The organism is Methylobacterium crusticola (assembly GCF_003574465.1).
GTDB lineage: Bacteria > Pseudomonadota > Alphaproteobacteria > Rhizobiales > Beijerinckiaceae > Methylobacterium > Methylobacterium crusticola.
This window is the reverse complement of record NZ_QOWC01000120.1, coordinates 1-25,717: the sequence shown is the minus strand read 5'-3', so window position 1 is coordinate 25,717 and position 25,717 is coordinate 1. Positions and strand designations below refer to the sequence as shown.

25 protein-coding genes are annotated in these 25,717 nt (G+C 75.2%); 8 read left to right on the top strand and 17 right to left on the bottom strand.

The annotated features are described in order from the left end of the window. Positions 1 to 1,030 (top strand): porin (locus tag DT057_RS24275; RefSeq protein WP_203236363.1); only part of this gene is annotated, 1,030 nt, incomplete at its 5' end. Positions 1,031 to 1,932: 902 nt separating this feature from the next. On the opposite strand, the gene DT057_RS24270 is transcribed toward DT057_RS24275, so the two are convergent. The 9 genes from DT057_RS24270 to DT057_RS24230 form a co-directional block, all read right to left on the bottom strand. Then, on the bottom strand, positions 1,933 to 2,463 hold the full coding sequence (locus DT057_RS24270) for a gamma carbonic anhydrase family protein (RefSeq protein WP_128564675.1): 531 nt from the start codon (positions 2,461 to 2,463) through the stop codon (positions 1,933 to 1,935). A gap of 592 nt (positions 2,464 to 3,055) precedes the next feature. Continuing rightward, complete coding sequence (locus tag DT057_RS24265) at positions 3,056 to 4,711, bottom strand: GMC oxidoreductase (RefSeq protein WP_128564674.1); 1,656 nt, start codon at positions 4,709 to 4,711, stop codon at positions 3,056 to 3,058. Further along, positions 4,708 to 5,802, bottom strand: a complete 1,095-nt coding sequence (locus DT057_RS24260) for a Gfo/Idh/MocA family protein (RefSeq protein WP_128564673.1) — start codon at positions 5,800 to 5,802, stop codon at positions 4,708 to 4,710. Before DT057_RS24260 ends, DT057_RS24265 begins: the two co-directional genes overlap by 4 nt. 7 nt (positions 5,803 to 5,809) lie before the next feature. Continuing rightward, positions 5,810 to 6,934, bottom strand: coding sequence for a Gfo/Idh/MocA family protein (locus DT057_RS24255; RefSeq protein ID WP_128564672.1), 1,125 nt, complete (start codon positions 6,932 to 6,934; stop codon positions 5,810 to 5,812). A 364-nt stretch (positions 6,935 to 7,298) separates the two neighbouring features. Then, complete coding sequence (locus tag DT057_RS24250) at positions 7,299 to 8,600, bottom strand: TAXI family TRAP transporter solute-binding subunit (RefSeq protein WP_162501491.1); 1,302 nt, start codon at positions 8,598 to 8,600, stop codon at positions 7,299 to 7,301. 360 nt (positions 8,601 to 8,960) lie between these two features. Continuing rightward, positions 8,961 to 9,857, bottom strand: coding sequence for a GGDEF domain-containing response regulator (locus DT057_RS24245; RefSeq protein WP_128564670.1), 897 nt, complete (start codon positions 9,855 to 9,857; stop codon positions 8,961 to 8,963). 344 nt (positions 9,858 to 10,201) lie between these two features. Beyond that, positions 10,202 to 10,447, bottom strand: coding sequence for a hypothetical protein (locus tag DT057_RS24240; protein ID WP_128564669.1), 246 nt, complete (start codon positions 10,445 to 10,447; stop codon positions 10,202 to 10,204). Positions 10,448 to 10,633: 186 nt separating this feature from the next. Further along, entirely contained in the window at positions 10,634 to 10,906 is a 273-nt protein-coding gene (locus DT057_RS24235; RefSeq protein WP_128564668.1) for a DUF2312 domain-containing protein, read from the bottom strand. Between the two features lie 78 nt (positions 10,907 to 10,984). Then, positions 10,985 to 11,284, bottom strand: coding sequence for a hypothetical protein (locus DT057_RS24230; protein ID WP_128564667.1), 300 nt, complete (start codon positions 11,282 to 11,284; stop codon positions 10,985 to 10,987). A 627-nt stretch (positions 11,285 to 11,911) separates the two neighbouring features. On the opposite strand from DT057_RS24230, the gene DT057_RS24225 reads away from it, so the two are divergent. After that, positions 11,912 to 12,508, top strand: coding sequence for a DUF6782 family putative metallopeptidase (locus DT057_RS24225; protein WP_128564666.1), 597 nt, complete (start codon positions 11,912 to 11,914; stop codon positions 12,506 to 12,508). A 48-nt stretch (positions 12,509 to 12,556) separates the two neighbouring features. Here the strand turns inward: DT057_RS24225 and DT057_RS24220 are convergent, their stop codons facing one another. After that, positions 12,557 to 12,766: a hypothetical protein gene (locus DT057_RS24220; RefSeq protein ID WP_128564665.1), complete on the bottom strand. Its 210-nt coding sequence runs from the start codon at positions 12,764 to 12,766 to the stop codon at positions 12,557 to 12,559. Between the two features lie 187 nt (positions 12,767 to 12,953). On the opposite strand from DT057_RS24220, the gene DT057_RS24215 reads away from it, so the two are divergent. Both DT057_RS24215 and DT057_RS24210 read left to right on the top strand, forming a co-directional pair. Next, positions 12,954 to 13,235 carry a hypothetical protein gene (locus DT057_RS24215; RefSeq protein WP_128564664.1) on the top strand — a complete coding sequence of 94 codons (282 nt, stop codon included), beginning with the start codon at positions 12,954 to 12,956 and terminating at the stop codon, positions 13,233 to 13,235. Positions 13,236 to 13,391: 156 nt separating this feature from the next. Next, positions 13,392 to 14,720: a lytic murein transglycosylase gene (locus DT057_RS24210; protein WP_128564663.1), complete on the top strand. Its 1,329-nt coding sequence runs from the start codon at positions 13,392 to 13,394 to the stop codon at positions 14,718 to 14,720. Positions 14,721 to 14,827: 107 nt separating this feature from the next. On the opposite strand, the gene DT057_RS24205 is transcribed toward DT057_RS24210, so the two are convergent. Both DT057_RS24205 and DT057_RS24200 read right to left on the bottom strand, forming a co-directional pair. Then, complete coding sequence (locus tag DT057_RS24205) at positions 14,828 to 15,013, bottom strand: hypothetical protein (protein WP_128564662.1); 186 nt, start codon at positions 15,011 to 15,013, stop codon at positions 14,828 to 14,830. A gap of 50 nt (positions 15,014 to 15,063) precedes the next feature. Beyond that, on the bottom strand, positions 15,064 to 15,363 hold the full coding sequence (locus DT057_RS24200; RefSeq protein WP_128564661.1) for an antibiotic biosynthesis monooxygenase family protein: 300 nt from the start codon (positions 15,361 to 15,363) through the stop codon (positions 15,064 to 15,066). A gap of 207 nt (positions 15,364 to 15,570) precedes the next feature. Between DT057_RS24200 and DT057_RS24195 the strand changes: the two genes are divergently transcribed. Then, positions 15,571 to 16,002, top strand: coding sequence for an RNA polymerase subunit sigma-70 (locus DT057_RS24195; RefSeq protein ID WP_128564660.1), 432 nt, complete (start codon positions 15,571 to 15,573; stop codon positions 16,000 to 16,002). 104 nt (positions 16,003 to 16,106) lie between these two features. Next, positions 16,107 to 16,421 carry a carboxymuconolactone decarboxylase family protein gene (locus DT057_RS24190; protein WP_128564659.1) on the top strand — a complete coding sequence of 105 codons (315 nt, stop codon included), beginning with the start codon at positions 16,107 to 16,109 and terminating at the stop codon, positions 16,419 to 16,421. A 78-nt stretch (positions 16,422 to 16,499) separates the two neighbouring features. Here DT057_RS24190 and DT057_RS24185 read toward each other — a convergent pair whose 3' ends face one another. After that, positions 16,500 to 16,997 carry an Hsp20 family protein gene (locus DT057_RS24185; RefSeq protein ID WP_128564658.1) on the bottom strand — a complete coding sequence of 166 codons (498 nt, stop codon included), beginning with the start codon at positions 16,995 to 16,997 and terminating at the stop codon, positions 16,500 to 16,502. A 271-nt stretch (positions 16,998 to 17,268) separates the two neighbouring features. On the opposite strand from DT057_RS24185, the gene DT057_RS24180 reads away from it, so the two are divergent. Next, the gene (locus DT057_RS24180; protein WP_128564657.1) at positions 17,269 to 18,264 is read left to right on the top strand and encodes an alpha/beta fold hydrolase; all 996 of its coding nucleotides are present in this window, start codon (positions 17,269 to 17,271) and stop codon (positions 18,262 to 18,264) included. A 61-nt stretch (positions 18,265 to 18,325) separates the two neighbouring features. Here DT057_RS24180 and hisN read toward each other — a convergent pair whose 3' ends face one another. The 4 genes from hisN to DT057_RS24160 form a co-directional block, all read right to left on the bottom strand. Next, positions 18,326 to 19,114, bottom strand: a complete 789-nt coding sequence (hisN, locus tag DT057_RS24175; protein WP_128564656.1) for a histidinol-phosphatase — start codon at positions 19,112 to 19,114, stop codon at positions 18,326 to 18,328. 127 nt (positions 19,115 to 19,241) lie between these two features. After that, on the bottom strand, positions 19,242 to 21,329 hold the full coding sequence (locus DT057_RS24170; RefSeq protein WP_128564655.1) for an AI-2E family transporter: 2,088 nt from the start codon (positions 21,327 to 21,329) through the stop codon (positions 19,242 to 19,244). Between the two features lie 143 nt (positions 21,330 to 21,472). Further along, positions 21,473 to 23,605, bottom strand: a complete 2,133-nt coding sequence (pbpC, locus tag DT057_RS24165; RefSeq protein ID WP_128564654.1) for a penicillin-binding protein 1C — start codon at positions 23,603 to 23,605, stop codon at positions 21,473 to 21,475. A gap of 90 nt (positions 23,606 to 23,695) precedes the next feature. Continuing rightward, entirely contained in the window at positions 23,696 to 24,682 is a 987-nt protein-coding gene (locus DT057_RS24160; RefSeq protein WP_128564653.1) for an aldo/keto reductase, read from the bottom strand. 92 nt (positions 24,683 to 24,774) lie between these two features. On the opposite strand from DT057_RS24160, the gene DT057_RS24155 reads away from it, so the two are divergent. Further along, on the top strand, positions 24,775 to 25,717 hold a 943-nt coding region (locus tag DT057_RS24155; protein WP_162501490.1), incomplete at its 3' end, for a LysR family transcriptional regulator.

Sequence of the window (25,717 nt, the reverse complement as noted above, 5' to 3'; positions counted from 1 at the left end):
CTTCTCGGCCACGCTCTCGGTCGAGGACCCGGTCTTCCGCAGGACGCCGATCTTCGGCACCGGCACCGCCGGCGCTGCCAGCCAGTTCCAGGTCTTCGGCGCCGGCAGCGGCAACTTCACGCCGGTGATCGCCGTCAACGCGGCCGGCGTGCCGGTGGGCGTGGCGAACTACGACGCGATCCAGCGCTCGCGCATGCCCGACTTCGTCGGCGCCCTGCGCTACGACGCGGCCTGGGGCTCGGCCCAGATCTCGGCGGCCGTGCACGAGCTGAACACCGGCAACGCCAGCAGCTTCACGCCCTTCCCGGGCTTCCCGGCCTCGATCCCGGGCGGCGTCACCGCCCCGCGGCCGACCACAGAGTACGGCTGGGCGGTGCAGGGCGGCGTCAAGGTCAACCTCCCGTTCATCGCCGCCGGCGACGCCCTCTACCTCCAGGGCTCGTACGGCGTCGGCGCGCAGCTCTACACCGGCTACTCCACCTACAACGGCAGCTACACGTCGAGCGGCAACGTCGCGCCCGGATCGAGCTTCAGCAACTGGTACTCCGACGCGGTCATCGACCCGTTCACCGGCAAGTTGGACCTGTCGTCGAGCTGGACGGTGGTGGGCTCGTACCTGCACTACTGGGCGCCGGAATGGCGCTCGGCCTTCATCGGCAGCTACGGCGAGCAGAGCTTCGGCAAGGGGAGCCGGGCGGGCGTCGGCCTGGTCAGCGGCCTCGTGGGCGCGTCGCTCATCCTGAGCCCCACCGCATCGCAGTTCGCATTCAGCAACGTGCTGCGCGACACCAACCAGATCGTCGCCGGCGCGAGCCTGATCTGGTCGCCGGTGCGGGACCTCGATATCGGCGTCGAGGGGTTGTACGCGCGCCAGGCCCTCAGCAACGGCCGGGTCGTCGACCAGAACAAGAACCCGGTGACGCCGACCGGCGTCGTCAACGGCGTGCCGACCTTTGGCGGCGTCCCGCTCGCCACCGTGAACGCGACGGACTCGTTCCAGGTCCGCATGCGGGTCCAGCGCGACTTCTAGCGCGCTCCCCGCCGACACGGAGACCGATCCGGCGGGGACCCGCCGGATCCAGGACCGGGAGCGGCACCCGATCGCGACGCGCTCGGGTGCCGCTCCGCGAGGCCGGAGCCGGCGACGCGTCGGCTCCGGCCTGCCGCGCGCCGGGACCGGAGGAGCGGACACCGTCTCTCGTCCGGACCGGCGCCGGGAGGCGGCCGGGTGCGTCCAGCCGGCACCCGGCCACCCCGGGGGCTGGGCGCCCGTTCGTCCGCCCGATCGACGGACGTGCAGGGGTCTCGGCATCGCGCCGGGACCCCTTGCCGTTGCGAACACGTGTCCATACACGCAGGCGACGTAAAAAAAGGCGCACTCGAAGAGTGCGCCTCGCAGGTGTCCTGGGTCTCGAAAACTCAGGATGACGGACTTCTATCAGGATGAGGCCGTATCTTCAAGCATAGACGTGACTGAAGCTGGTCGAATTCTTTCGGATAGCGGGGGTCGGTGTCGCACGGTCCGTGCGTCCGCGAAATTCTTCGTCCACTCCCCTGGGGAAGGCGCCGCCGCACGGCGTTCCCGCACGGGCGCGGCGGTGCGAGATCCGGACCGGCCGGCACCGGGACGCTCCGGGTTCCGACCCGCGGAGCTCCGGTGACGCATTGTCGCCCGGTGGGGCGGGTGAGGGGGGCCGTTTCGGGGGAGCCGGCGCGCGGCTTCGCCGCCCAGGCCCCGCGCCGGCGGGAGCGCCGGGACGGGCGTCGCGCGTGGAGGAGGCGAGGGCGGCGGCACGGCCGGCAGCCCGGCGCCGCGTACGAGGGAGAGCCCCGCGCAGCGCCGCCGGGCGGGCGTCCCGGGCGCGGCGGCCGCGGGTCGCCCGGCGACGCCCCGGAGCCGCCCGGCTCAGTCGACGCGCCGGAGCCGCCGGCTCAGTCGACGCGGCGCAGGCCCCCGGCGAAGCGGTGGGCCTTGGCGACGTAGCTCTCGGCCGAGCGCCGCAGGGTGTCCTCGGCTGCGGCGTCGAGGCTGCGCACGGCCTTGGCGGGGGCGCCGACGATCAGGCTGTTGTCCGGGAACGTCTTGCCCTCGGTGACGAGGGCGTTGGCGCCCACGAGGCAGTTGCGGCCGATCCGGGCGCCGTTGAGGATGGTGGCGCCCATGCCGATGAGCGAGTTGTCCCCCACCGTGCAGCCGTGCACGATGGCGCCGTGCCCGACGGTCACGCCCGCCCCGAGGCTCAGCGGAAAACCCGGATCGGTGTGCAGGACCGCGTTCTCCTGGATGTTGGTGCGGTCGCCGACCACGATCTCCTCGTTGTCGCCGCGCAGCGTGGCGCCGAACCAGATCCCGACGTCGCGCCCGAGGCGGACCCGGCCGATCACGTGGGCGTCGGGCGCGATCCAGGCGCTTCCCGGCTCGGCGAGGATCGGGCTGTGGTCGTCGAGGGCGTAGAGCGGCATGGCGGGGCTTCCTGTCGCGGCGTCGCGGTCGCGGTCGTGGCGAAGACACACGTTTCGCACGACCGCGACCGCGACGCACGCGGCGCGACCCGGGATCACGCGGCGCGACCCGGGATCACGCGGCGCGACCCGGGATCACGCGGCGCGACCCGGGATCACGCGGCGCGACCCGGGATCACGCGGCGCGACCCGGGATCACGCGGCGCGACCCGGGATCACGCGGCGCGACCCGGGATCACGCGGCGCGACCCGGGATCACGCGGCGCGACCCGGGATCACGCGGCGCGACCCGGGATCACGCGGCGCGACCCGGGATCACGCGGCGCGACCCGGGATCACGCGGCGCGACCCGGGATCACGCGGCGCGACCCGGGATCACGCGGCGCGACCCGGGATCACGCGGCGCGACCCGGGATCACGCGGCGCGACCCGGGATCACGCGGCGCGACCCGGGATCACGCGGCGCGACCCGGGATCACGCGGCGCGACCCGGGATCACGCGGCGCGACCCGGGATCACGCGGCGCGACCCGGGATCACGCGGCGCGACCCGGGATCACGCGGCGCGACCCGGGATCACGCGGCGCGCCGGATCAGGCGGCCGGCCGCAGGGATTCGCGCGCCGCCTGGGCGGCGATGTGGTGGGCGAGCCGCACCGCGAGGGCGATCACCGTCAGGGTCGGGTTCGCCTGGCCCGAGCGCGGCAGCACGGCGGCGCTCGCCAGGTACAGGTTCGGCGAGTCGAACACCCGCAGGTCGCGGTCCACCACACCGCGGGCGGGGGCGTCCGCCATGCGGGCGGTGCCGATCTGGTGGGTGCCGTGCCCGGAGAGCCGCATGACCGCCTCGACGTTGCGCTCCGCCGGCTGGCGGTACTCGAGGCGCCCGAAGCCGGTCCGGGCGAGCCAGCCGCCCAGGAGGTCGTGGGCGCGCACCACCGCGCGGGCGTCGTCCTCGTGGACCCGGTAGTCGATGTGCAGCCGCGGCAGCCCGGTCGCGTCGATGCGGTCGCAGAGCCGCACCCGGCTGTCGGCCCGCGGCGATTGCTCGGAATGGTAGGACAGGCCGTAGCGGCGTCCCGGGTTGCGCACGTAGAGGCCCGGCAGGCGCGTCGCCGCGCCGTAGCGCTGCCAGAGGACCCGCGACCCGGAGAGCAGCGCCCCCGGCAGGCCCCGGCAGGTGTTGCGCACGTGCGGCCAGCGCGCGACGGATTTCGGCACGTGGCGGACCCGCAGGGCCTCCGGCAGGAGGGCGCGGCCGATCGGGTCGATCGACAGGGCCAGGAAGGCGAGGGACAGGAGCGCGTTGCCGTGGCCCGCATCCGCCATCATCGGGACGACCGGCCAGAACGCGATGTTGAGGAGGTCGTGCTCGTTCTGCGCCGCGGGGCTCGGCACGAAGCGGCGGCGTACGTAGCAGCCGTTGCGGTCGCGCTGGTAGTCGAAGGCCGCGTCGAGGGCGTCGGTCGCGAAGGTGATGTCGGCGATCTCGCCGATGACGTGGCCCATGTAGGTCCGGCCGAGGGGGCCGTCCGCGCCGCCGAAGAGCCGGGGCCGGCGGCGCTGCAGCGCGAGGAGCAGCCGCGTCGTCTCGAGCCCGCCCGCCGCCACGACCAGCCGCTCGACCGGGACCGTCGTGCGCTCGCCGGAGGGGCGCGCCACCACCACCGCGCGGACGACGCCGCTCTCGGTGAACAGCACGTCGACCACCGTCGCGTGCAGGCGGATGTCGATCAGCGGGTCCGTCGCCAGGGCGTCGGCGTGGGAGACCTGGAGCCGCGGCCGGCCGCTCCAGCGCTCGAGGCGCGTGAACGAGAAGGTGTCGTCGCTCGCCGCGACGCCCGGGACCGGGGCGTCGAAGACCGGCTCGCCGCAGGAGGCGAGGCGGCAGGCCGTCGGGAGGAACGGCGTCAGGTCGTCGGGCCCGATCGGCCAGTCGGGCATGCCGGGCCGCGGGCGGAAATCCACCGGGTCGAAGGGCAGGCAGCGGCCGCCCCAGAGGTTCGAGGTCCCGCCGAGGCGCCGGGCGACCGCGATCCGCATGTCGTCATGCCGGGCCGGGTCGGCGAGGTCGGCGCCGGAGAGGTCCTGGGCGAAGCTCTCCTCGCGGGTGCCACCCGATTCGAGCACGAGCGTCGAGAGTCCGAGGCGCGCCAGCTCCACGGCCAGCGACAGCCCGGCCGGGCCGGCCCCGATGATGCAGACGTCGTGACGGCAGGCGTCGAGGCCCTCGCAATGGTCCGCGATCATGCGGCTGCTCCGGTCTGTGGGAGTGAGGCGGTGAGGGGCTGCGGGGGGCAGATCGCGCCGCCGCCGGCCCGCACGGACGCGATGACCTGCTGCACCGCCAGGGTGGTGGCGAAATCGACCACGTCGCTCTCGCGGCGGCCCGCGCGCAGGAGCGCGCAGAAGTGCAGGAGCTCGGGCCGGTACGGGTCGGGGCCGTAGGGGTGCGGCTCCGTGCGCGCGTTCATCGCCGCCGCGAGCCGCCGCACCAGGGGCGAGCGCCGCAGGCGCTCCTTCAGGGGAGCGAGGCGCCCGCCGCCGCCCGAGGCCGAGGGCCCGAGCCGGGTCACGACCACGCCGTCCGGGCTCGTCAGCGGCGCCGTCAGGGTGACGCGGCCGCGCTCGCAGGCGAGGCTCGCGGCGTTGCCCGTGAGGGCGCGCAGGGACACGCACAGCACCGAGCGGCCGCCGCCCGCGTGGTCGAGGACCACGCTCGCCTCCACGTCGAGGCCGGCGGCGTCCGCGACCACCGAGGGGACGACGCGCGCCACCGGCCCGAAGACCGCGAGGGCGAGCACCAGCGGGTAGACGAGGCGGTCGGCGAGCACGCCGCCGCCGGCCGCGTCGTAGAGGCCCGGATAGGCGTCGGGCGGGGCCGGGTAGCCGAAATCCGCCTGGAGCAGGAGCGGGCGGCCGAGCGTCCCGCCCCGGGCGAGCGCCACCGTGCGGGCGAAGGCCGGCAGGAACGGCGTGCACACCGCCTCCATGAACAGGACCTGCGCGTGGCGCGCCGCCTCGATCACCCGGGCGGCCTCGGCGGGCGAGAGCGCGGCCGGCTTCTCGCACAGCACCGCCTTGCCGGCCCGGATCGCCGCCACGGCCTCGTCGGCGTGGGAGGCGTTGCCGGACGCGATGTAGACCGCGTCGACCTCCGGGTTGCGCAGGCAATCGTCGAGCGTGCCGTGAGCGGGGATCCGGTGGGTCCGCGCGAAGGCGGCGGCCCGCGCCGGGCTGCGGGAGGCCACCGCGACGACGCGGGCGTCGGGGACGAGGGCGAGGCTCGCCCGCATCCGCGCCGCCATGCGCCCCGTGCCGATCAGGCCGAACCGGACCATGGCGCGCTCAGCCCACGGCCCAGGGCATCGGCGCCATGGCGGGCGCCCGCGAGGTCATGACCTGGCCGCCGGCCCGGTCGCCGGCGTTCTGGATCGCCAGCGTGACCTCGGTCAGGTGCAGGGCGAGGTCCGCGTCGAGGCGGCAGGGGCGGCCCTCGGCCCGGGCGGCGAGCACCTCCTGGGGGCCGAGCGCGAAATTCATCGCCGTGGCGCCGCGCCGCCCGACCTTCGGGTGGGTCGGCCCGCGCAGGCGCACCCGGCGGGTGACCGGGCTGTCGAGGAGGCGGCGGCGCAGGACGTGGCGGCGGCGGATGCGCACCGGCGCGTCGTTCGACCAGCACTCCCCGACCTCCAGGATGCCCTCGTCGCCGAAGATCCGCAGGGAATGGTCGTGGGGCGCCACGATGGAGCAGGTCAGGCGCGCCACGACCCCGCCCTCGAAGAACAGCGAGGCGGACGCGTAGGTCGGCGCGGCCTCGGAGCCGTCCTCCAGGGTCAGGCCGAGCACGTCGGCGGAGGCCGAGACGACCCGCTTCACCGAGCCGAACATCGCGATGAGCCAGGTCAGGTAGTAGCCGGCATGCTCCAGGGTGCAGCCGACCGCGAACTCGTCCTGCGCCGGCCAGGGCGCGCCGGACTCGCTGCGCCACTGGTCGTAGGGCGCCCGGGGCACGAAACCGTCGTCGATCTCCGCGTAGACGAGGCGCGGGGTGCCGATGGCCTGCTCGCGCAGGGCCTTCCAGACCGTCTGGGCGGTCTCCCCCAGGAGGCTGCACGGCGCCGAGGCCAGCATCAGCCCCTTCCGGGTCGCCACCTCGTGCAGGTGGCGCGCATCGTCGAACCGGGTCGCGAGGGGCTTCTCGGAATAGACCGAGACGCCGCTCTCCAGGCAGGCGAGGCTGACGGCGTAGTGGGAATCGGGGTTGGTGAGGTTCAGGATCAGGTCGGGCGCCTTCGCCAGGAGCTCCGCCATCCCGTTCACGGCCGGAACGTCCCAGAAAGTGCAGAAGACGGAGAGGCGGTCCGGATCGATGTCCCACACGCCGACGACCTCGATGTCCGGCGTCGTCTCGAAGGACCGCATGTAGTAATCGGCGACATACCCTGCGCCGACGATCCCGATGCTTGCCACCTGGACTTTCTCCCGCTGAACCAGCCCGCAGCGAAGATTAGTCCGGCAAGGGCGAAGCGGGACGTGGGCAATCCGGCGAGATCGGGCACCCAGAAGAGTGGAGGATCTCCGCCGGGCTACTGCTTTCGTGGAGGGGGATACTGCTGGATGCGGCGGTTGCGGCGCCGCCGCGGGAGCGCCCGGGCGCCGGTCCGCTCAGTCCGGTCGAGCGCGGCGCCGCGGGAGGCAGGCGCCGGGCGCCGCGACCGGCACGTCTCGGCCGCTAGAGCATTGTCCGGCGAAGTGGACACCGGTTCGCCGCAGACAATGCGGCAGACTCAAGAACCTGGAGCAGCGGCCGATCGCAGCGTGATCGGATGCTGCTCTAGGGATCGGGCGGGCCGGGCCGGACCTGCGGCCGCTCCAGCTCCGCCCGGCGGCCCGCGATCGCCGCACGGGCGTACGGGAGCGCGATGCCGAGGGCGGCCGCGTCGCCGCTGCCGCGGGCCACGTCGGCGAGGGCGGCGCCCGCGAGGACGTGGAGTTCGCGCGCGAGGGCGTCGAGGTCGGCGGCGCCGGCGCTGCCCGCGTCGGCCGCGATCCCGACGAGGCGCGCGATCAGGAGCCGCTCCCGCGCCGCGCGCCGCCGCCGCCCCTGGCCGACGACCAGCGCCAGCCCGGACCCGGCGAGGCTCAGGACGATGCCGCCGAGGTAGACGTAGTTCTGCGAGGTGTCGAAGAAGCTCTGGTCGCCGTTCGTCAGGTAGGCCACGGCGCCGGGATGCACCGGCAGCAGCGGGTTCTTGTCGTCGAGGTCCGGCGCCTCGATCTGGCCCGCGAAGGGCGTCGATTGCGTGAGCAGGGTCTTGGTGGTGAAGATCGACCGGGCGACGGCGGCCGCCACGATGTCGAGCATCGCCCGGGCGGCGACGAGGCGGTAGGTCACCGCCAGGCCGGTCACGGTCTCGGCCGGCACCTCGGGCCGGCCCCGGAAGGCGCCCACCGGCACGTCCGTGGCGTCGAGCCCGGGATGGCGCCGGTGGATCGCCTCGGCCTCGTCGAGGGCGAGGAGCGTCGGGGTGCCCCGCGTCGCCCGGGCCACCGCCGCCACCGCGTCGACGACCGCGCCCGGGCCGACCGGGCCCACCGCCAGCACCGCGGCCGCCCGGCGCTCCTGCACCGCCCGGCCGACGGCGTCGGGGTCGAGGACGAGGCGCTCCACCCGCTCGGCCGGCACGCCGACGTAGTCGAGCAGCAGGTCGAGGATGCGGGAATCGTCGTCATGGGCCGGACTTCTCGGGATCGCCACGGCGCGGCCGGCGAGGTGGCCGAGCGCGCTGACGGGGCTGTGGGGCGGCAGCACCAGGGCGACGACGTCGCGGCGCAGGACCGCGATCGTCTCCCCGTTCGAGGGCGGCGGCAGGTCGCTCCGGATCACCGCGAGGTCCACCTCGCCCGCCTCCAGGGCCCGGGCGTTCGCCCCGAGGCCGCTCTCCTCCACCAGGACGAGGCGGACCCGCGGATGCAGCCTGGCGTTGGCGGCCGCGAAGCCCGCGATCAGGCGCTGGATGGCGCTGCCGGGCGGGCCCGTGGTGACGCGCAGCTGCGCGTGGGTCAGCCCGAGATAGAGCCCCGCCGCCGTCAGGCCGGTGAGCGCGAGGAGCCCGGAGACCGCCCGGACGATCACCGCGCCCGCCCTCGCGTCACCGGGGCCGAGGCACGACCGTGCGGGGCCGTGACGGGCGGCGGGTTGCGGGAGCCGGGGATTGCCGCCGCGCCGCCGGCGAGGGCCGGGCGCCGGGCGCGCCGCCGGGGCGAGGCGCCGCGCCCGCCGGAGGCCTCGACCCGTAGGCACGCACCCGGTTCAGCACGCATCCCTCCCGCCGCCGGGACACCCCCGTCGCGCAAGCACAGCCACAGTAAGTTTGAGCATTTTCAGTGTCAATCGAACGCGGAGACCGCGATTCCGACGACGAATCTTTCGGGGGAGCGGTGCCCGGGGCGGTTGATGGGCCCCCGGCGCCGCGCCGGCGGCCGCGGCCCGCGCTCAGCTCACCCGGTCCAGGATCTCGCCGGCCACCGACATCACCTGGTTGCGGCCGCCCGCCTTGGCGGCGTAGAGCGCGCCGTCGGCCCGCTTGAGCAGGGACTCGACCGTGTCGGGGGCGGACCACGCGCTCACGCCGATGCTGCACGTGACCGGGACCGGCCCGCGCCGCCCCGGGATGCGCAGCCGGGCGCAGCGCTTCTGGAGCCGGTCGGCCACGACGCCGGCGCTGCCGAGCCCGTGGCCCGGCATCAGGACCGCGAACTCCTCGCCGCCGAGCCGCCCGGCCAGGGCGCCGGTCTCCTTCAGCACGTCGGCGACCTTGCGGATGACCTTGTCGCCGGTCTCGTGGCCGTGGCGGTCGTTGATCGCCTTGAAGCTGTCGATGTCGACCATCAGGGCCGTCAGCAGCCCCTGCGGCGGCAGCGCCTCGACGCAGGCCCGGGCCCGGGTCATGAACCCGCGCCGGCTCAGCAGCTGGGTCAGGTGATCGGTGTCCGCATCCCGGATCAGCTGGCGCTGGAGCGCGAGGACGCGCTCGGCCACGCGCAAGCGGGCGTGCAGCTCGACGCCGCCGGGAGGTTTCGAGATGAAGTCGTCGGCGCCGCTGTCCAGGACCTCGCCCAGGTTCCGGCCCTCGCGCCCGGACGACATCGCGATGACGGCGAGCGGCCGCGCCACGCCTGCGAACGCCCGCAGCGACCAGCACAGTTCGAGGCCGCAGATCGGCTGGACCTCGAGGCTGGTGATGACGCAGGCGACGCTCTCGTCCTCCTTCACGCAGGCGAGCGCGTCGAGCGAGTTGCCGAAGGCCCGCACCTGGTGCCCGCCCTCCTCCAGGAGGCTGGCGACGGCTTTCCGGAGCACCTGACCGGGTTCGACGAGGACGACGCGCATCGGACCTTGCGGGGGACATGGCAGGGCGGGAGCCCCACGGGCACCGCACCGGCCAACGACGTGTGCCCGGGACGCTACGGTCCAAGTGATAAGGTCTGGTTAAGATGTTGCGGAGCGCAGCACCAATTGCTGATTGTACAACCGGTTGTTCTGCTCGGGATGGACCATCGCGGCGGGGGCGCAATACAGTCGGGCAGGAAGCCGGGGTTGAGCGGCCGGGTCCGCATCGCTACGCAACGTCACGTCGCCTCGCCCAGGGGACGGCCGCGGGCCGTGCGCCGCGCCGTCCGGGAGGAGCCGCCACGACCCGGGGACCGAGGCGGCGCCGCCCGGAGCGGCCGGCCTCACCGGCGGGGACGGTGGGCCGACACGAAATCCGCCACGCAGGCGACGACCTGCGCACAGGTTTCCTGGGCGATCCTCAGGGATTGCTGCGTCTGCCGATAGATCCGCAGAGCCGCGTAGGCGTCGCGGGCCGTCGAGGCCGCGGCGCAGGCCTTCTGCAACTCCAGCATCTTCCGGCTCTGGTCCAGGCAGAGCCGGTTGATGCGCCGGCTGAACTCGGCCGCATCCGTTGCCGGATCGCTCATCTCCGTCGCTCCGACTTGTCCCGTCCCGGCGCCGACGCCCGGCGGTCATCCCCCATCCTACACCCGTTCCGGGGCGCGCGTGAGGCCGGTGTCGTGGGATCGGGCGACCGGCAGCCGCCCGGCATCGGGCGCACGCGCCCCCGCGCGGGACGGGGATTGCCCCGGCCGGCGCGCGAGGGGAGGGCGTCAGGCGGCCTGCGCGACCGGCGCGGGCGTAGGCGCGTCCATGGCGCGCAGGTAGACGTCGAGCAGCGTCTCGTGCTCGTCGCGCTCGTCCTTGTCCTGCTTGCGCAGCTTGATGATCTCCTTGAGGATCTTCACGTCGAGCCCGTCGCTCTTGGCTTCGAGGAAGACCTCCTTCTTGGCCTCCATCAGGTCCTTGATCTCGTCCTCGAGCTGCTCGACCCGCTCCACGATGGTCCGGATGCGGTCGCCTGCGATCCCAGCCGTGTCGGTCATGGTGTCTCCCTGCTCAATGCGCACGCGCAGGGTCGAGCAAAGAGGTAAGCGGGACGTTAAGGCTGCGTCCCGCCCCGGTCAGAGGCTCGGATCCGGAACCGGTCCGCGCCCGGCAGGCGCGGCCGGCACCGGCCCGGCCTCCCGGGCCAGGCCCTCCCCACCCTGGCCGCGGGTGTCGCGCTCGGCGGCGTCCTCGAGGATCTCGGCGGCCCGGCGCTCGGCGGGCTCGATCGGGCCGGGCTGCGGGGCGGTCTCGGGGGTTGCCCGCGTTCCCTGGGCGTCGGGCTTGCGGCCGCCGGAGCGGGCCGCCGCCTCCAGTCCCCTGGCCATCTCGGGCTGCGGCGCGATGGATTCGCGGGGGGGCGACCCGGTCGTCATGGCGTTCTCCCGGGATGCGGCACGGCCTGCCGTCGGGGCGGGCAGCGCGGCGGGCCGGCGGTTCTGGCCGCGCTCGCCCGCACCGTCCGGCCGTGCCTCTGAGCCCTTTCCCCGCCGCGGGTGGGCCGCCGCCTCCGGGAGCGCGGGCCGCCGCGCGGCCCGGGGATCCGGGCCGCGCCCGGCGCACGCCGGCGCGGGCCCGGCGAGTGTCACGCGCGCCTCGGCCTCGCCGACGAGCGTCGCAGCCGCGATGCCGGCGACGAGCGCCGCTCTCCAGGGCCACCTGATCATGTCCGCATCTCCTCGTGAACGATGGATGCAGGATGACGGCGCGGGGCGCCCGGTCCGTGAGCCGGGTCACACCCGTGCCGCGGCACCCGGCCGAAATCCCGCCGGCGGCCGCGCCGGCGCCGATGGGCCGCCCGGCGGGCGGAGCGGAAAGCCGCGGCATGTGAGGCGGAGCACAGCGCGCCTTGCCGCGGGCGGGCAGGGTCCCGGGGACGGGCGCTCGGCGCGGCGCCCGGCGCGAACCCGGCTCCGGCCGGCGCCGTTCCCGACAACCCGGCGTGGCCGCGACCCGGCCGCCGCGCCGCCAGGGCCGCCGGCGCGGCGGCAGAGGAGCCCGAAGTGGCATTCGCTCAGGTTGAAGCACTCTGCAAGACGACGCCTGAGGGGCGGGCCGCCCTCGACACGCTCCAGAAGTTCGGGGTGAAGATCGTCTACGCGACGACGAACCTGCCCGCCTCCTACGTCGGCGGCAAGGACAACACCTGCACGCTCGACAACACGATGGGAGACGAGAAGCTCGCCTCGTACTTCGTGCACGAGATGACCCACGCCCGGCAGCAGAACCTCGGGAAGTCCCTCGACATCGCCACGAGCGAGAAGGCCGACTACGTCAAGAACGCCGTCGACGAGGAGTTCCTGGCGACGGCCTTCCAGATGCAGTTCTTCGTCCGGCTCGACATCGGCGGCTCGCTCGCCAAGATCAAGCCGCTGTCGGACCGCAACGCACCGCCGCGGTACGACCAGTACAAGAGCGCCTTCGATTTCGGCTTCAAGCGGGCGGCAACGACGGAGACGGATCCCGACAAGCGCATCAGCCTCGGCCTCGGCAACGCCAACCAGATGCTCAAGGTCTTCATCTACGAGGGGGGACTCGGCGTCGGTGCCGCGACCTACCGGGACTTCTACGCCAGGAAGTGGCGCGAGGCCCATCCCTGACCGGGGGCTGCCTGAGGCCCGAGCGGGCGCGGCGGGCCCGAGCGGGCCTCAGGCGGCCCCGTAGGCCGTGCGGCCGGTCTCGGTGATCCGCACCGCCCCGTCGTCGGCGTCGTGGTCGACCCAGCCCCTCGCGACGAGGCTCGGCACGAACAGGTCGTCGTCGTCGACGAAGTGGCGCGGGTCGGTCAGCTCGAACAGCGCGACCCAGCCTCCGACCTGGTCGAGGAAGCTCATCAGGCGATATTGCTCGGGCGTCATCGTCGCTCGTCCCATGGCGCCGAGGTGCGCCGCGCTCGAGGGGAAACGCCCGTGCCGCCGGGATCGATGCATCGGAGCGCAGGATCGGGCCGGGCGCCGGGGTGCCGCAGGGGCATCGTCGCGGCCTCCGGGTGGAACGACACCGCCGACGCGGCCGTTTCTCCTGCCAATGCTCGAGGAGGCTTGCATGCGGGTCGTGGGAACGGCGTCAGCGATGGTGGTGATCACCCTGATGGGGATCGGGGCCGCCGAGGCGAAGGGATGCATCAAGGGCGCGATCATCGGCGGCGTCGCCGGCCACTACCTCGCCAACCGCGGAATCGTGGGCGCGGTGGCCGGGTGCCTGGGCGGCCGCTACATCGCCGCCCGCAACGCCCGGCGGGACGTGGATTACGGCTCGCGGGTCGCCCCGCCCGGGAACGGCTACGGCCCGGTGCGCGGGGGCCCGCGTCGGGATTACGGGTACTGACGCCGCGGGACGGCGGGGCCGCGACGACCCGGGCGGTCGCCGCGTCCCGCCGCTCCGCCCGCGGCGGCGCGCCGGAGGCGGGCGGCCGCGGAGCGCGGGCCCGGCGGCGGGAGGACCCGGCGCGGGGCGCCTCCTGAGGTCTGGCGAGGAGCAAGGATGCGGCGCGGCCGACGTCACCCCTTTCGCCCGGCGGCCCTGCTGCTCGGGTTCCTGGCATCGGCCGGGGCGGTGCCGGCCGCCCTCGGCCAGTCGCCCGCGACCGGCGGGGAAGCGCCCGCGACCGGCGCGGGAGCGCCCGCCGAGGCCGCGCCCGCGGCACCCGGCGCGGCCTCGCCCGAGGTCACGCCGTCCCTCGATCGCTGCCTGGCGGACGTCGCGCCCCTGACCGCGGCCCGGGGCGTCCCGGCCGCGGTGGTCGCGCGCGAGCTCGACGGGCTCTCGCCCGACCTCGACGCGCTGGCGGCCTCGCGCCACCAGGCCGAGTTCGAGACGCCGATCTGGGAGTACGTCGACCGCGCGACGAAGGATTCGCGCGTCGCCGCGGGCCGGGCCAAGCTGGCGGAATGGGCGCCCACCCTGTCCGCCATCGAGGCGGCCTACGGGGTCGACCGGCACGTTCTGGTGGCGATCTGGAGCATCGAGTCGGGCTACGGTGCCGTGCTCGACGATCCGACCAAGGTCAGGCCGGTCGTCCAGGCCCTCGCCACCCTGGCCTGCCTGGACGAACGGCGCGGGCCCTACTGGCGCGACGAGCTCGTGGCCGCGTTGCAGATCGTCGCCGAGGGCGGCGTGCCGGCCGAGCGCATCACCGGCTCGTGGGCGGGCGCCATGGGCCACACCCAGTTCATGCCGACGACGTACCTGCGGCAGGCGGTCGACTTCGACCGCGACGGAAAGCGCGACATCTGGCACTCGGTCCCGGACGCGCTGGCCTCGACGGCGAGCTACCTCCGGGCCCTGGGCTGGCCGCCCGGCGAGGCCTGGGGCTACGAGGCCGCGCTGCCCGAGGGGTTCGACTACGCCCTGGCCGACGAGGTCACGACGCGCCCCCTCTCCGAGTGGCAGGCGCGGGGCCTGCGCCCGGCCGGGCCGGCCCCCGTCGCGAGCCCGGACGCGCGCGCCCGGCTCGTGCTGCCGGCGGGGGCCCGCGGGCCCGCCCTGCTGCTGCTGCCGGGCTTCGATGCCATCCTGCGCTACAACACGTCGCTCGCCTACGCGCTCGCCGTGGCGCACCTGTCCGACCGCCTGCGGGGCGGGCCCGACTTCGCCCACGCCTGGCCGCGCGACGACCGCCCGCTGAGCGCGGAGGAGCGCCGGGACCTTCAGGCCGCGCTCGCGGCCCGCGGCTACGATGTTGGCGGCGTCGACGGCAAGGTCGGCCCGAGGACCCGGGCCGCCATCCGGGCCTACCAGGCCTCCGCCGGGCGGGTGCAGGACGGCTACGCCGACGCGTCCCTGCTCGCGGAAATCCGGGCGGGCCGCTGACTCCGCGCGGCCCGCCGGTGAGCCGCTGACCCGGCGCGGCCCGCCGGTGAGCCGCTGACCCGGCGCGGCGCGCCGTCCGGCCGGGCAGCGGCCGTGCCCGGGCCGTCTCACTCCTTCGGGATCTGCTCGTCGGCGGGGCGCCCGCCCTGCGGCGTGCCGGAGGCCGGCTCGCGCTTCGCGCCCGCCGCGGGTTCCGCGCCGTGGCCGGCGGGGCGGCGGCTCGCGCCGACGCTGTCGTTGGCGAGCCCTTCGCCCGCGGCGGGGGTGGCGGGCGGCTTGGGATCGTGCGTCATGGGCGGTCTCCGGCGCGGTTCCGGGAGGAACGGCGCAGGCCGCCCTTCGTTCAGAAGCCCTGCACCGCCAGCACGGTGTGCTCGACCTGCGGCGCGCCGGCGAAATGGTCCGCCACCAGGGCGCGCCAGGCCTGGAAGTCGGCGGATTCGCGGAAATCGACCGTGTGGTTCTCGAGGGTCTCCCACCGCACCATCAGCCGGTAGCGGCTCGGATGCTCGACCGAGCGCTGCAGCTCCATCCCGCGGCAGCCCCTGGCGCGCCGGAACAGCTCGGCGGCCTCGGCGACGCCCGCCTCGAAGGCGGACTCGGCCCCCGGCTTCACCTCGATCTGCGCGATCTCGAGAACCATGCGCTCCTCCCGCCCGGGCAATGCAGGCCGTCGGGAGAAGCCATGCGCGATGAGGGGCGACTTGTCCACGCGAGAGCGGTGGATGAGCGCGCCCCGCGGTTGCCATCCCGGAACGGCACGCGCACAAACCTGGGTGACGCCCCGCGACGGAGCAACCGGCCGCAACCGGAGCCGTTTCCTCTGCGGAGCGTGAAGTGGGGTTCGCGGATGACGACGCTGAAGGAATTCGAGGAGGCGCTGCGCGAGAACGGCATGCTCATGGCGCTCGCGGTCCTCGAGCGCCTGCGTGAGCGCGACCGTGCCACGCGCACGGTCAAGCCGGGGCGCCGCATCGTCGGCAAGAAGATGACGCCCGAGCTTGCCCGGGAGATCCTCGACATGCACGCCGCGACCGAGATGACCCAGCAGGAGATCGCCTTCAAGCTCGGCGTCAACCAGGGCCGGGTGAACGAGGTGATCAAGCGCGGCAAGTGGCTCTCGGGGGACCAGGCCGCGCCGGAGGCCGTCGCCCGCGACAAGGGCAAGGCCCGCATCCGCGGGGCCGAGCCGAAGCGCCCGCGCAAGGCCGCCGCCAAGGACAAGGCCGCCCGGCCGGCCAAGCGCCCCACGACCGCGCAGCTCGCCTTCGGGGACCTCTGACACCGGGACCGCCGCGACGCGTGGGCGCCGGACGGCCCGCGCCCTAACTCCCCGGACGGCGGCGGGCCAGGCGCGGCCCGGCTCGCCAAGGGAGGACGCGACCGATGTACGACAGCGCGAACCTGAAGAAGCTGCCGGCCCTCAAGGCCCTGGCGCCGGACTCGATGGCGGCGTTCGAGGCGCTCGACCGGGCCGCCCTCGCGGACGGGGCGATCCCGCGGAAGTACAAGGAGCTGATGGCGCTCGCCGTCGCCCTCACGACCCAGTGCCCGTACTGCCTCGAGGTGCACCGGGAGGCGGCCAGGAAGGCGGGCGCGTCGGAGGCGGAGCTCGCCGAGACGGTGTTCGTGGCGGTCGCCCTGCGGGCCGGGGCCGCCCTGACCCACGGCACGCACCTCATGCCGGCGGCTGAACGCTGACGCCACGCACGAAAACGCCCCGGCCGCGAGGCCGGGGCGTTCCCCTTCCGGGGCGGGTCGGGCCCGCGCGGTGTCCGCTTACGCGGCCTGCTGGGCCGTACCCTCGATCGACGGACCCGCGACCGACTGCGGGCGGGCGCCCGAGGCGATCTGGATCTGGCGGGGCTTCTTGGCCTCCGGGATCTCGCGGACGAGGTCGACGTGGAGCAGGCCGTTCTCCAGGACCGCACCCGTCACCTGGACGTGGTCGGCGATCTGGAAGCGCCGCTCGAAGCCGCGCGCCGCGATGCCCTGATGCAGGAACTCCGCCCGCGCCGCCTGCGCGGCCTTGGCCTCGGCGGCCTTGCGGTCGCCCTTCACGGTCAGCGCGTTCTCACGGACCTCGATCGACAGATCCTGGTCGGTGAAGCCGGCCACCGCCAGGGTGATCCGGTAGGCGTTCTCGCCGGTGCGCTCGATGTTGTAGGGCGGGTAGGTCGGAGCCGCATCCGAGCTCACGAACTGGTCGAGAGCCGAGAACAGGCGGTCGAAACCGACGGTCGAACGGTAGAGGGGAGCCAAATCGAACTGACGCATGACATATTCTCCGTCTGAAGCAATATGCGATCTTATGGTCCGCCGCGAGGGGCCGGGCCGGGTCTTGTGCGCCGCCGTGCTGGCCGGCGCTCCCGGGATATCGGAGCGGGCTCTAGACTGTTCAAGCCCTGTCGGAGCCTCCCCGCGCGAGATTTTTTTCGGGGCCGTCCGGCGCCATCGCGGCTGTGGACCGCGCGGCCCCTGGCGCATCGTTCTTCACCGCTCGCCGTGGCACAGTGCCGGGCGTACCCTCCGCGAGGAACCAGCTCCCGTGACCGTCCCGCTGCTCGCCACCCCCGGCAACCCGATCCCGCCCGGCGCCGCCCTGCTGGCGGTGACGACGGCCGACGGCCTGACGCTGCGGGCCGCCACCTGGGCGCCGACCACCCGGACCGTCCGCGGCACGGTCTGCCTGGTGCAGGGCCGGGCCGAGTTCATCGAGAAGTACTTCGAGACCGTCGCGGACCTGCGCGGCCGGGGCTTCCACGTCGTGGCCTTCGACTGGCGCGGGCAGGGGGGCTCGGACCGCACGGTCGGGAACCCGCACAAGGGCCATGTCGGGGATTTCGCCGAGTACCGGCTCGACCTCGCGGCGATCGACGCGCAGGTGCTCGCGCCGACGATGCCGCGGCCGTTCTTCGGCCTCGCCCATTCCATGGGCGGCGCCATCTGCCTCAACGGCGCCAAGGAGGGCTGGCTGCCCTTCGAGCGCCTGGTCGTGCTGGCCCCGATGCTGGCGATCTGCATGATCCGCCGCCCGCGCGCCGCCATGCGCCTCGCGGCCCTGCTCCGGCGCCTCGGCTTCGGCCGCCGGTTCGTGCCGACCGGCAGCCCGGTCTCGATCGCCACGAAACCCTTCCCGGGCAACCGCCTGACGGCCGATCCGGCCCGCTACGCCCGCAACGCCGCCGCCGCCCTGGCGGTCGGGGCCGGCGCCATCGGCGACCCGACCGTGTCGTGGCTCGCCGCCGCCTTCCGGGCCATGCGCCGGTTCGAGGATCCGCGCTACCCCCTCGGCATCCGGGTGCCGGTCCTGGTGGTGGCGGCGGGCGCCGACCGGGTGTGCAGCACCCCGGCGATCGAGCGCTTCGCGGCCCGCCTCAAGGCCGGCCACGTCATCACGCTGCGGGGCGCCCGCCACGAGATCCTGATGGAGCGCGACGTCATCCGGGAGCAGTTCTGGGCCGCCTTCGACGCCTTCGTGCCCGGCACGGCGACGCCGGCCCGGGCGCCGCTCGGGGAGGGGAAAGCCGCGGCCCCGGCCTGAGCAGGCCGGGGCGAGCGTCCGGCCTGAGCGGGCCGGGGCGAGCGTCCGGCCGGCGGCCGGCTCAGGCGTTGAGCAGCGCCAGGGCCGCCTCGTGCAGCCGCCTGTCGCCGGCCGCGACGATGCGGCCGCCCTTGGCCGCCGGCGCGCCCTCCCAGGTCGTGACGATGCCGCCGGCCCCCTCGATCACCGGGATCATTGCCACGATGTCGTAGGGCTTCAGCTGCGCCTCGACCACGAGGTCGATCTGGCCCGCGGCCAGCATCGAGTAGGCGTAGCAGTCGGTGCCGTAGCGGGCGAGGCGCGCGGCGCGCTCGACCCGCCCGTAGGCCTCCCGGTCGCTGCCCTCGCCGAACAGCCGCGGATCGGTGGTGGCCATGATGGCCTCGGCGAGATCGGCCTTGCGCCGGGTGCGCAGGCGCCGGGTCGCGTGCGGCCCCCGGTAATGGGCGGCCTGGCCGTCGCCGAAGAAGCGCTCGCCGGTGAAGGGCTGGTGCATCAGCCCGTAGCAGGGCACCCCCTGGCGCGTGAGGCCGATCAGGGTGCCCCAGAGCGGCAGCCCGGCGATGAAGCCCCGGGTGCCGTCGATCGGGTCGAGCACCCAGACGTACTCCGCATCCTCGTCCTCGGCCCCGAACTCCTCGCCCAGGATGCCGTGGTCCGGGAAGGTGCGCTTGATGAGCTGGCGCATCACGGCCTCGCCGGCCCGGTCGGCCTCCGTCACGGGGTCGAAGGCGGCCTGGCCCTTCGCCTTGTCCTCGGTCGCGAAGGCCGTGCGGAAGAACGGCAGGATCGCCTGCCCCGACTGCGTCGCGAGCTCGTCCACGAACCGCGCGAAATCCACCACGCTCATCGACGCTCACCCCGCTCGCCGCGACCCGCCCGCCCGCCGCGCGGAGCGGGCCGGGTCGTGCAGGATCGAGAGGATGCGCGGGCGCGCGCGTCAAGCCCCATTCGGGCCGCGTCCCGCCCCGAGGCGGTCAGGCCGGGGCGTCCTCCGGCACGCTCGCGCGGCGCGGGGCCGGATCCTCCGCCCCGGACGCGGTCGCGGCCGCGCGGGTCTCGGGCGCGTCGCGGACGGTCTCGAGGCAGGCCTCGACGCTCTCGCGCAGGGAGACCGCGTAGTGGTCGGCGCCGAGCGAGGCGCGGACGCCCTCGTCGCTCAGCACCGCGTCGTCCGCCGGCCAGAGGCCGATCAGGATCTGCGCCCGCGGCGCGCGCCGCCGCACCCGCTGGACGAGGTAGCGCAGGTGGGCGGGCGTGCCGCTGATCTCGAGGTACGAGATGCAGACCATGCGGGCATCGGCGGCGTCGAGCGTGCCGATGGCCGCGCGGGACACCGCCTCGAAGGGCACCACCCGGGTGCCGAAGCCGTGCTTGCCGAGGAGCTGGGCCAGCATCATCGAGGCGGCCTCGTCGAGGGGGCCGCGCCCGGCGACGCAGAGCACCGCGCCCTCCCGGCGCCAGGCCTCCGGCAGGGCCGCGGGGTCCGGCGCGTCCGGCACCGCCGGCTCGGGCTCGCACGGGGCCTGATCGTCCGCGCGGGTCGGCAGCAGGCGCCCGGCGAGGCCCGTGCGGGCCTCGGGCGTGACGTCGTCCCGGTCGGCGAGGTCCTCGATCAGGTCCGCGATGGCGACGCGGATGCGGTCGAGCTGCTCCTCCGTGAGGACGCCGCGGCGGGCGTCGGAGGCGGCGAGCTGGAGGCCCTTGAGGGCCACGTCGTCGTAGTAGGAGGACAGCGAGCACTCGGCCAGGATGGCCTCGGCCAGTTCCTGCGCCTCGTCCGGGTCGTCGGCCAGCATGCGCTGGTAGAAGTTCTCGACCGGCGTGAGGGCCGGGCGGTCGCCGAACAGCACGTCGAGGAACTCGAGCGTGTCGACGTGGCGGCCGAGCACCACGAGGCAGACGGTGAGCGGCGTCGAGAGCAGCAGCCCGACCGGTCCCCAGAGCCAGGTCCAGAACAGGGCCGAGACCAGGACCGCGAACGGCGAGAGCCCGGTGGAGTGGCCGTAGACCAGCGGCTCGATGAACTGGCCGACCAGCGGCTCGAGCACCAGGAACAGCGCGGCCGTGGCGAGGAACGTGTTCCAGCCCGGCTCCACCGCGGCCGCGAGGGCGAGGGGCAGCAGGGCCGACAGGAAGGCGCCGATATACGGCACGAAGCGCATCAGCGCCGAGAAGATGCCCCACAGGATCGGGTTCGGCACCCCGATCAGCCAGAGGCCGAGGCCGATGACGAGGCCGAAGCTGGCGTTGAGGGCGAGCTGGACCAGGAAGAAGCGGCTCAGGCGCCGCGCCGCGTCGTCCATCGCCACGGTGGTGCGGTGCAGGTCGCTCGACCCGACGAGGCGGATCATGCGGTCGCGCAGGTCCTCCCGCTGCACCAGGATGAAGATCAGCACCACGAAGACGATGCCGAGGGTGGCGAGCGGCGACAGCGCCGGGCCCAGGACCTTCTCGGCGAGCTCCACGGGCGTCAGCTCGCGCTCGCGCACCTCCACCACCAGGGGCTTGTCGGGGTCCGTCGCCGCCGGACCGGCGGCGGCGTTCCGGGGAGCGCCGGGCGGCTTGGCCTCGTGAGCTCCCCCCGGCGCCTTCGAGTCCGGCGCCCTGGACTCCGACGCGCTGCCGGCCTGCTGGATCTGGTGCCCGATGGTCCGCAGGTAGCCGGCGATGTCGCCGAGCACCCCCGACTTCAGGTTCTCGGCCTTCTGGGCGATCGTGCGCTGGTAGCGCGGCAGGCCCGTCGAGAGGTCGGCCGCCTGCATGCCGATCAGCCCTCCGAGGGAGGCCACGAGCCCGAGCAGGATCAGCACCGCGAGCGCGACCGAGGCGATCCGCCCGATCTTGAGCTTGCGCAGCAGCCCCACGAAGGGGCCGAGCACGAAGCTGAGCAGCACCGCGATGGCGATCGGGATCAGGATCTCGCGCCCGAAATACAGGGCCGCCACGATGACGGCCGCGATGACGAGCGGCGCGGCGAGGCCGTCGCCGGGCGTCTCCGCGGCCTGCACCCGGGTCGGCCGGGGCGGGATCAGGGTGTCATCGTTGCCTCGGACGCGCGCCATCACTCAACCCGTACTTGCGCGCCGACGACCAGCCACGCCACGCTTCACCGGGTGGGAACGGCGCGAGGGCGGGAAACGATCCGTGCTGACGCGGCGCGAGGCGCGGGGAAATCGGCGCGGCGCCCGGGCCGGCCCTCCTCGCCTCACTCGATGCGCACCACCACGCTGTCGCTGGTGCCGGCCGCATCCATCACCGAGATGCGCACGAAGCCGGCGCCGTCCGGCTGCCACTCGGCCTGGCGCCGCTCGGCCTCGGCCACCGGCAGGCCGTCGACCAGCCAGATCAGCGGCAGGGTGCCGCCGAGCGCCTTGAGGGCGAGGCCCGCCGGCGGGCCCTCGGCGGCGCCGAGATCGACCCGGGCACCGTCCGGCGGATAGGCGATGCGCAGGCGGCCCCCCGGGGCGGCCCCCGCCAGGCCCGCCTCGTGGCGCAGGCGGCGCAGCGGCGGCGGCAGGCCGGCATTGCCGGTGACGAGGGCGTCGCGCACGGGGGCGACCGGCTCGGGCTCGCCGCCGACCCTCGCGACGGCGTCGAACAGCACCGGGGCCGCGGCGAGGCGCCCGACGAGGCCCGGCACGCCGGCGCCGTCCGGCCGGCCGAGCCAGACCGCCACCGTGACGCGGCGGTCGAAGCCCACCGCCCAGGCGTCGCGGTAGCCGTAGGAGGTCCCGGTCTTGTAGGCGAGGCGGTTGGGGAGCGCGTTCTCGGGCGGCGGCGTCCCGCGCAGGATGTCGGCGACGTACCAGGCGGCCACCGGCTCGGCGATCCGGGGCAGGTCGCGGGGCGGCGGCGCCGGGCCGTCGAGGCGGCGCACGAGGTCCGGCACGAGGCCGCCCCGGGCGAGGCCCGCGAAGAGCCGGGCGAGGTCGCTCACCGTGATGCCGAGCCCGCCGAGGGCCACCGGCAGGCCGGGCGCGGCGTCCCGCGGCAGGGCGATCGCGGCCCCGGCGGCGCGCAGGCGCGCGATGAAGCGGGCGGGCCCCACGGCCTCGAGCAGCTCCACCGCCGGCACGTTGAGGGAGAGCTGCAGCGCCCGGCGCGCCGTCACGGTGCCCTGGAACGTCAGGTCGAAATTCTCCGGCGCGTAGGCGGCGCCGAACCGGGACGGGCGGTCGTCGAGGAGCGTCTCGGGATGGGCGATGCCGGATTCGAACGCGAGGGCGTAGATGAAGGGCTTGAGCGCCGAGCCCGGCGAGCGGACCGCCGCCGTCATGTCGACGGCGCCGGCGCGGCTCGCGTCGAGGTAGCCGGCGCTGCCGACCTGGGCCCGCACCTGCCCGGTGGCGTTGTCGACGACCAGGATGGCGGCCGAGAGGCCGGGGCCGAGGGCGGCGGCCCGCTCGGCGGCGAGCTGCTCCAGGCTCGCCTGCAACCGGGCATCGAGGGTGAGGCGGTGGACCTGGCGCCCCGGCGCCCCGGCGGGGGCCGCCGCCACGGCCGCCTCGGCCGCGTGGGCGGCGAGCATCGGGAAGGGCCTGCGGGCCCGGGGCACCGGCTCGGCCTTGGCGGCCTCGGCCTCCTCGCGCCCCACGGCGCCGCGGGCGGCCGCGATGTCGAGCACGCGGTCCCGGGCGCGGCGGGCGGCCTCGGGGAAGCGGTCGGGCCGGCGCGCCTCGGGGGCCTGGGGCAGGGCGACGAGGAGCGCGGCCTCGGCGAGCGACAGCCGCGCCGGCTCGCGGCCGAAATACGCGAGGCTCGCGGCCCGCGCGCCCTCCACGGGCCCGCCGTAGGGCGCGAGGGCGAGGTAGAGGCGCAGCACCCCGTCCTTGCCGAGGCGCCGATCGAGGGCGACCGCCCGGACGGCCTGGCGGAGCTTGGCGGCGAGCGAGCGCTCGGCCCGGGGCTCGACCAGGCGCGCGACCTGCATCGACAGGGTCGAGCCGCCCGACACGATGCGCCCGGCCCCGAGCCACTGCGCGGCAGCCCGCAGGAGCGCGGCCGGATCGACCCCCGGATGCCGCCGGAAGCGCCGGTCCTCGTAGGCCGTCAGCATCGCGAGGAAGCGGGGATCGACGGCCTCCACGCCGAGCGGCAGGCGCCAGCGCCCGTCCGGGGTGGCGAAGGGGCGCAGCAGCACGCCGTTGCGGTCGACCACGATGGCGGAGCGCGCCTCGGCGGCCGCGAGGTCGAGCGGGGGGAGGCGGGCCGCGAAGGACCAGAGCGCGAGGGCGCCGCCGAGGACGAGAGCCGCCGCCGCGAGGACGGCCGACCCCGCCGCGCGGCGCAGCCGCCGCCCGCGTCCCGGTGCCCCGCCGTGCCGTCCCGTCTCGTCCATCGCCGCTCGCGTGGTCCGGGCGCGCGCGCCTCGACCCGGCGAGCTTGCCGCATTTCGCGCGGCAAGGCGACCGTCCGGACGGTCGCCCGCTCAGGCACGCTCGATGCCCGCCATCCCGGCCTCCGTGTAGCGCGCGCCCGCGGCCGCGTTGGGGGCGAACAGGGCGTCGAGGGCGGCCCGCTCGGCGCCCGAGAGGCCGATCTCCGCCGCCGCCGCGTTCTCGGAGAGCCGCGCCGGGCGGCGGGCGCCGGGGATCGGCACGACGTGCGGGGCCGCATCGAGGAGCCAGGCGAGGGCGAGCTGGGCCGGCGTGACGCCGCGCTCCCGGGCGAGGGCCCCGAGCCCGTCGGCGAGCCGGCGGTTGCGGGCGAGCGCCTCGCCCTGGAAGCGCGGATTGGCCCGCCGGAAATCGTCGTCGCCGAGGGCGCCGACGTCGAGCGCGCCGGTGAGGAACCCGCGCCCCAGGGGAGAATAGGCCACGAAGGTCACCCCGAGGTCCGCGCAGGTCTCCAGCATCCCCGCCTCGGGCTCGCGGCTCCACAGGGAGTACTCGCTCTGGATCGCGGCGATCGGGTGGACGGCGTGGGCCGCCCGCAGCGTCGCCGGCGACACCTCCGACAGGCCGAGCGCCCGCACCTTCCCGGCCTCGACCAGGCGCGCCATCGCGCCCACGGTCTCCTCGACCGGCACGGCCGGATCGCGCCGGTGGCAGTAGTAGAGGTCGATCGTCTCGACCCCGAGCCGCCGCAGCGAGGCCTCGCAGGCCGCCGCCACGTAGGCCGGGCTGTTGTCGATCCGGCGCGCGTAGGCGCCGGGCTCGCGCACGATGCCGAACTTCGTCGCCACCACGACGCGCCCCCGCCGGGCCCGCAGCACGCTCCCGATCAGGGCCTCGTTGTGGCCGGACCCGTAGGTGTCGGCCGTGTCGAGGTGGTCGTAGCCGAGGGCGAGCGCCGTCTCCAGGGTCTCGCGCGAGAGGGCATCGTCGGCCGGGCCGTAGAACTCGGACATGCCCATGCAGCCGAGGCCGGGCACGGAGACGGTGAGGCCGGAGCGGCCGAGGGGGCGTCGTGGCATGGCGGGTATCTCCTTCGCGGCCCGATCTGGCAGATCGGCCGCCGCGGGATAAGCTGCGCGGCATCGCATGAACCGATGAGCAGGGCTCACCAATGCTGCGCTCCGACCTGTCCGACCTCGCGGCCTTCGCAGCGGTGGCGACCCATCGCAGCTTCCGGCGCGCGGCGGCGGAGCTCGGCGTCTCGCCCTCGGCCCTCAGCCACGCCCTGCGCGGGCTCGAAGGCCGGATGGGCGTGCGCCTGCTCCACCGCACCACCCGGAGCGTCGCGCCGACCGAGGCCGGCGCCGCCCTCCTGGAGCGGCTCGCCCCCGCCCTCGGGGCGATCGACCGGGCGGTGGCGGAGGCCTCGGCCGTCGGCGGCAGGCCCGGCGGCACCCTGCGGCTCAACGCGCCGCGCGCCGCCAGCCGCCTCGTCATCGTGCCGCTGATGGCCCGCTTCCTGGCGCTCCATCCCGGCCTGCGGGTCGAGATCGCCTGCGACGACGCCCTGACGGACGTGGTCGGCGAGGGATTCGACGCCGGCGTGCGCTTCGGCGACCGGCTGGCGCGGGACATGATCGCGGTGCCGCTCGGGGGTCCGCAACGCCTCGCCGTGGTGGGGGCGCCCGCCTACCTGGCGCGCCGCGGCACCCCCGCGCGCCCGTCGGACCTCGCGGTCCACGCCTGCATCCGCCAGCGCTTCCCGGGCGGCGGCCTGTTCCGCTGGGAGTTCGAGCGGGACGGCGAGGCGGTGGCGGTGGAGGTCGACGGCCCGCTGATCCTGAGCGAGCAGGAGGCGATCCGGCAGGCGGTCCTCGACGGGGTCGGCCTCGCCTTCCTGTTCGAGGGCTACGTCGCCGCCGACCTCGCGGACGGGCGCCTCGTCCGCGTGCTCGACCCGTGGTGCCCGGCCTTTCCGGGCTTCTTCCTCTACTACGCGGGCCACCGGCAGGTGCCGGCGCCGCTGCGCGCCTTCCTGGCCATGCTCAGGCGGCCGGACGCGCCGGCCGTGCGACCGGACGCGCCGGCCGTGCGACCGGACGCACCGGCCGTGC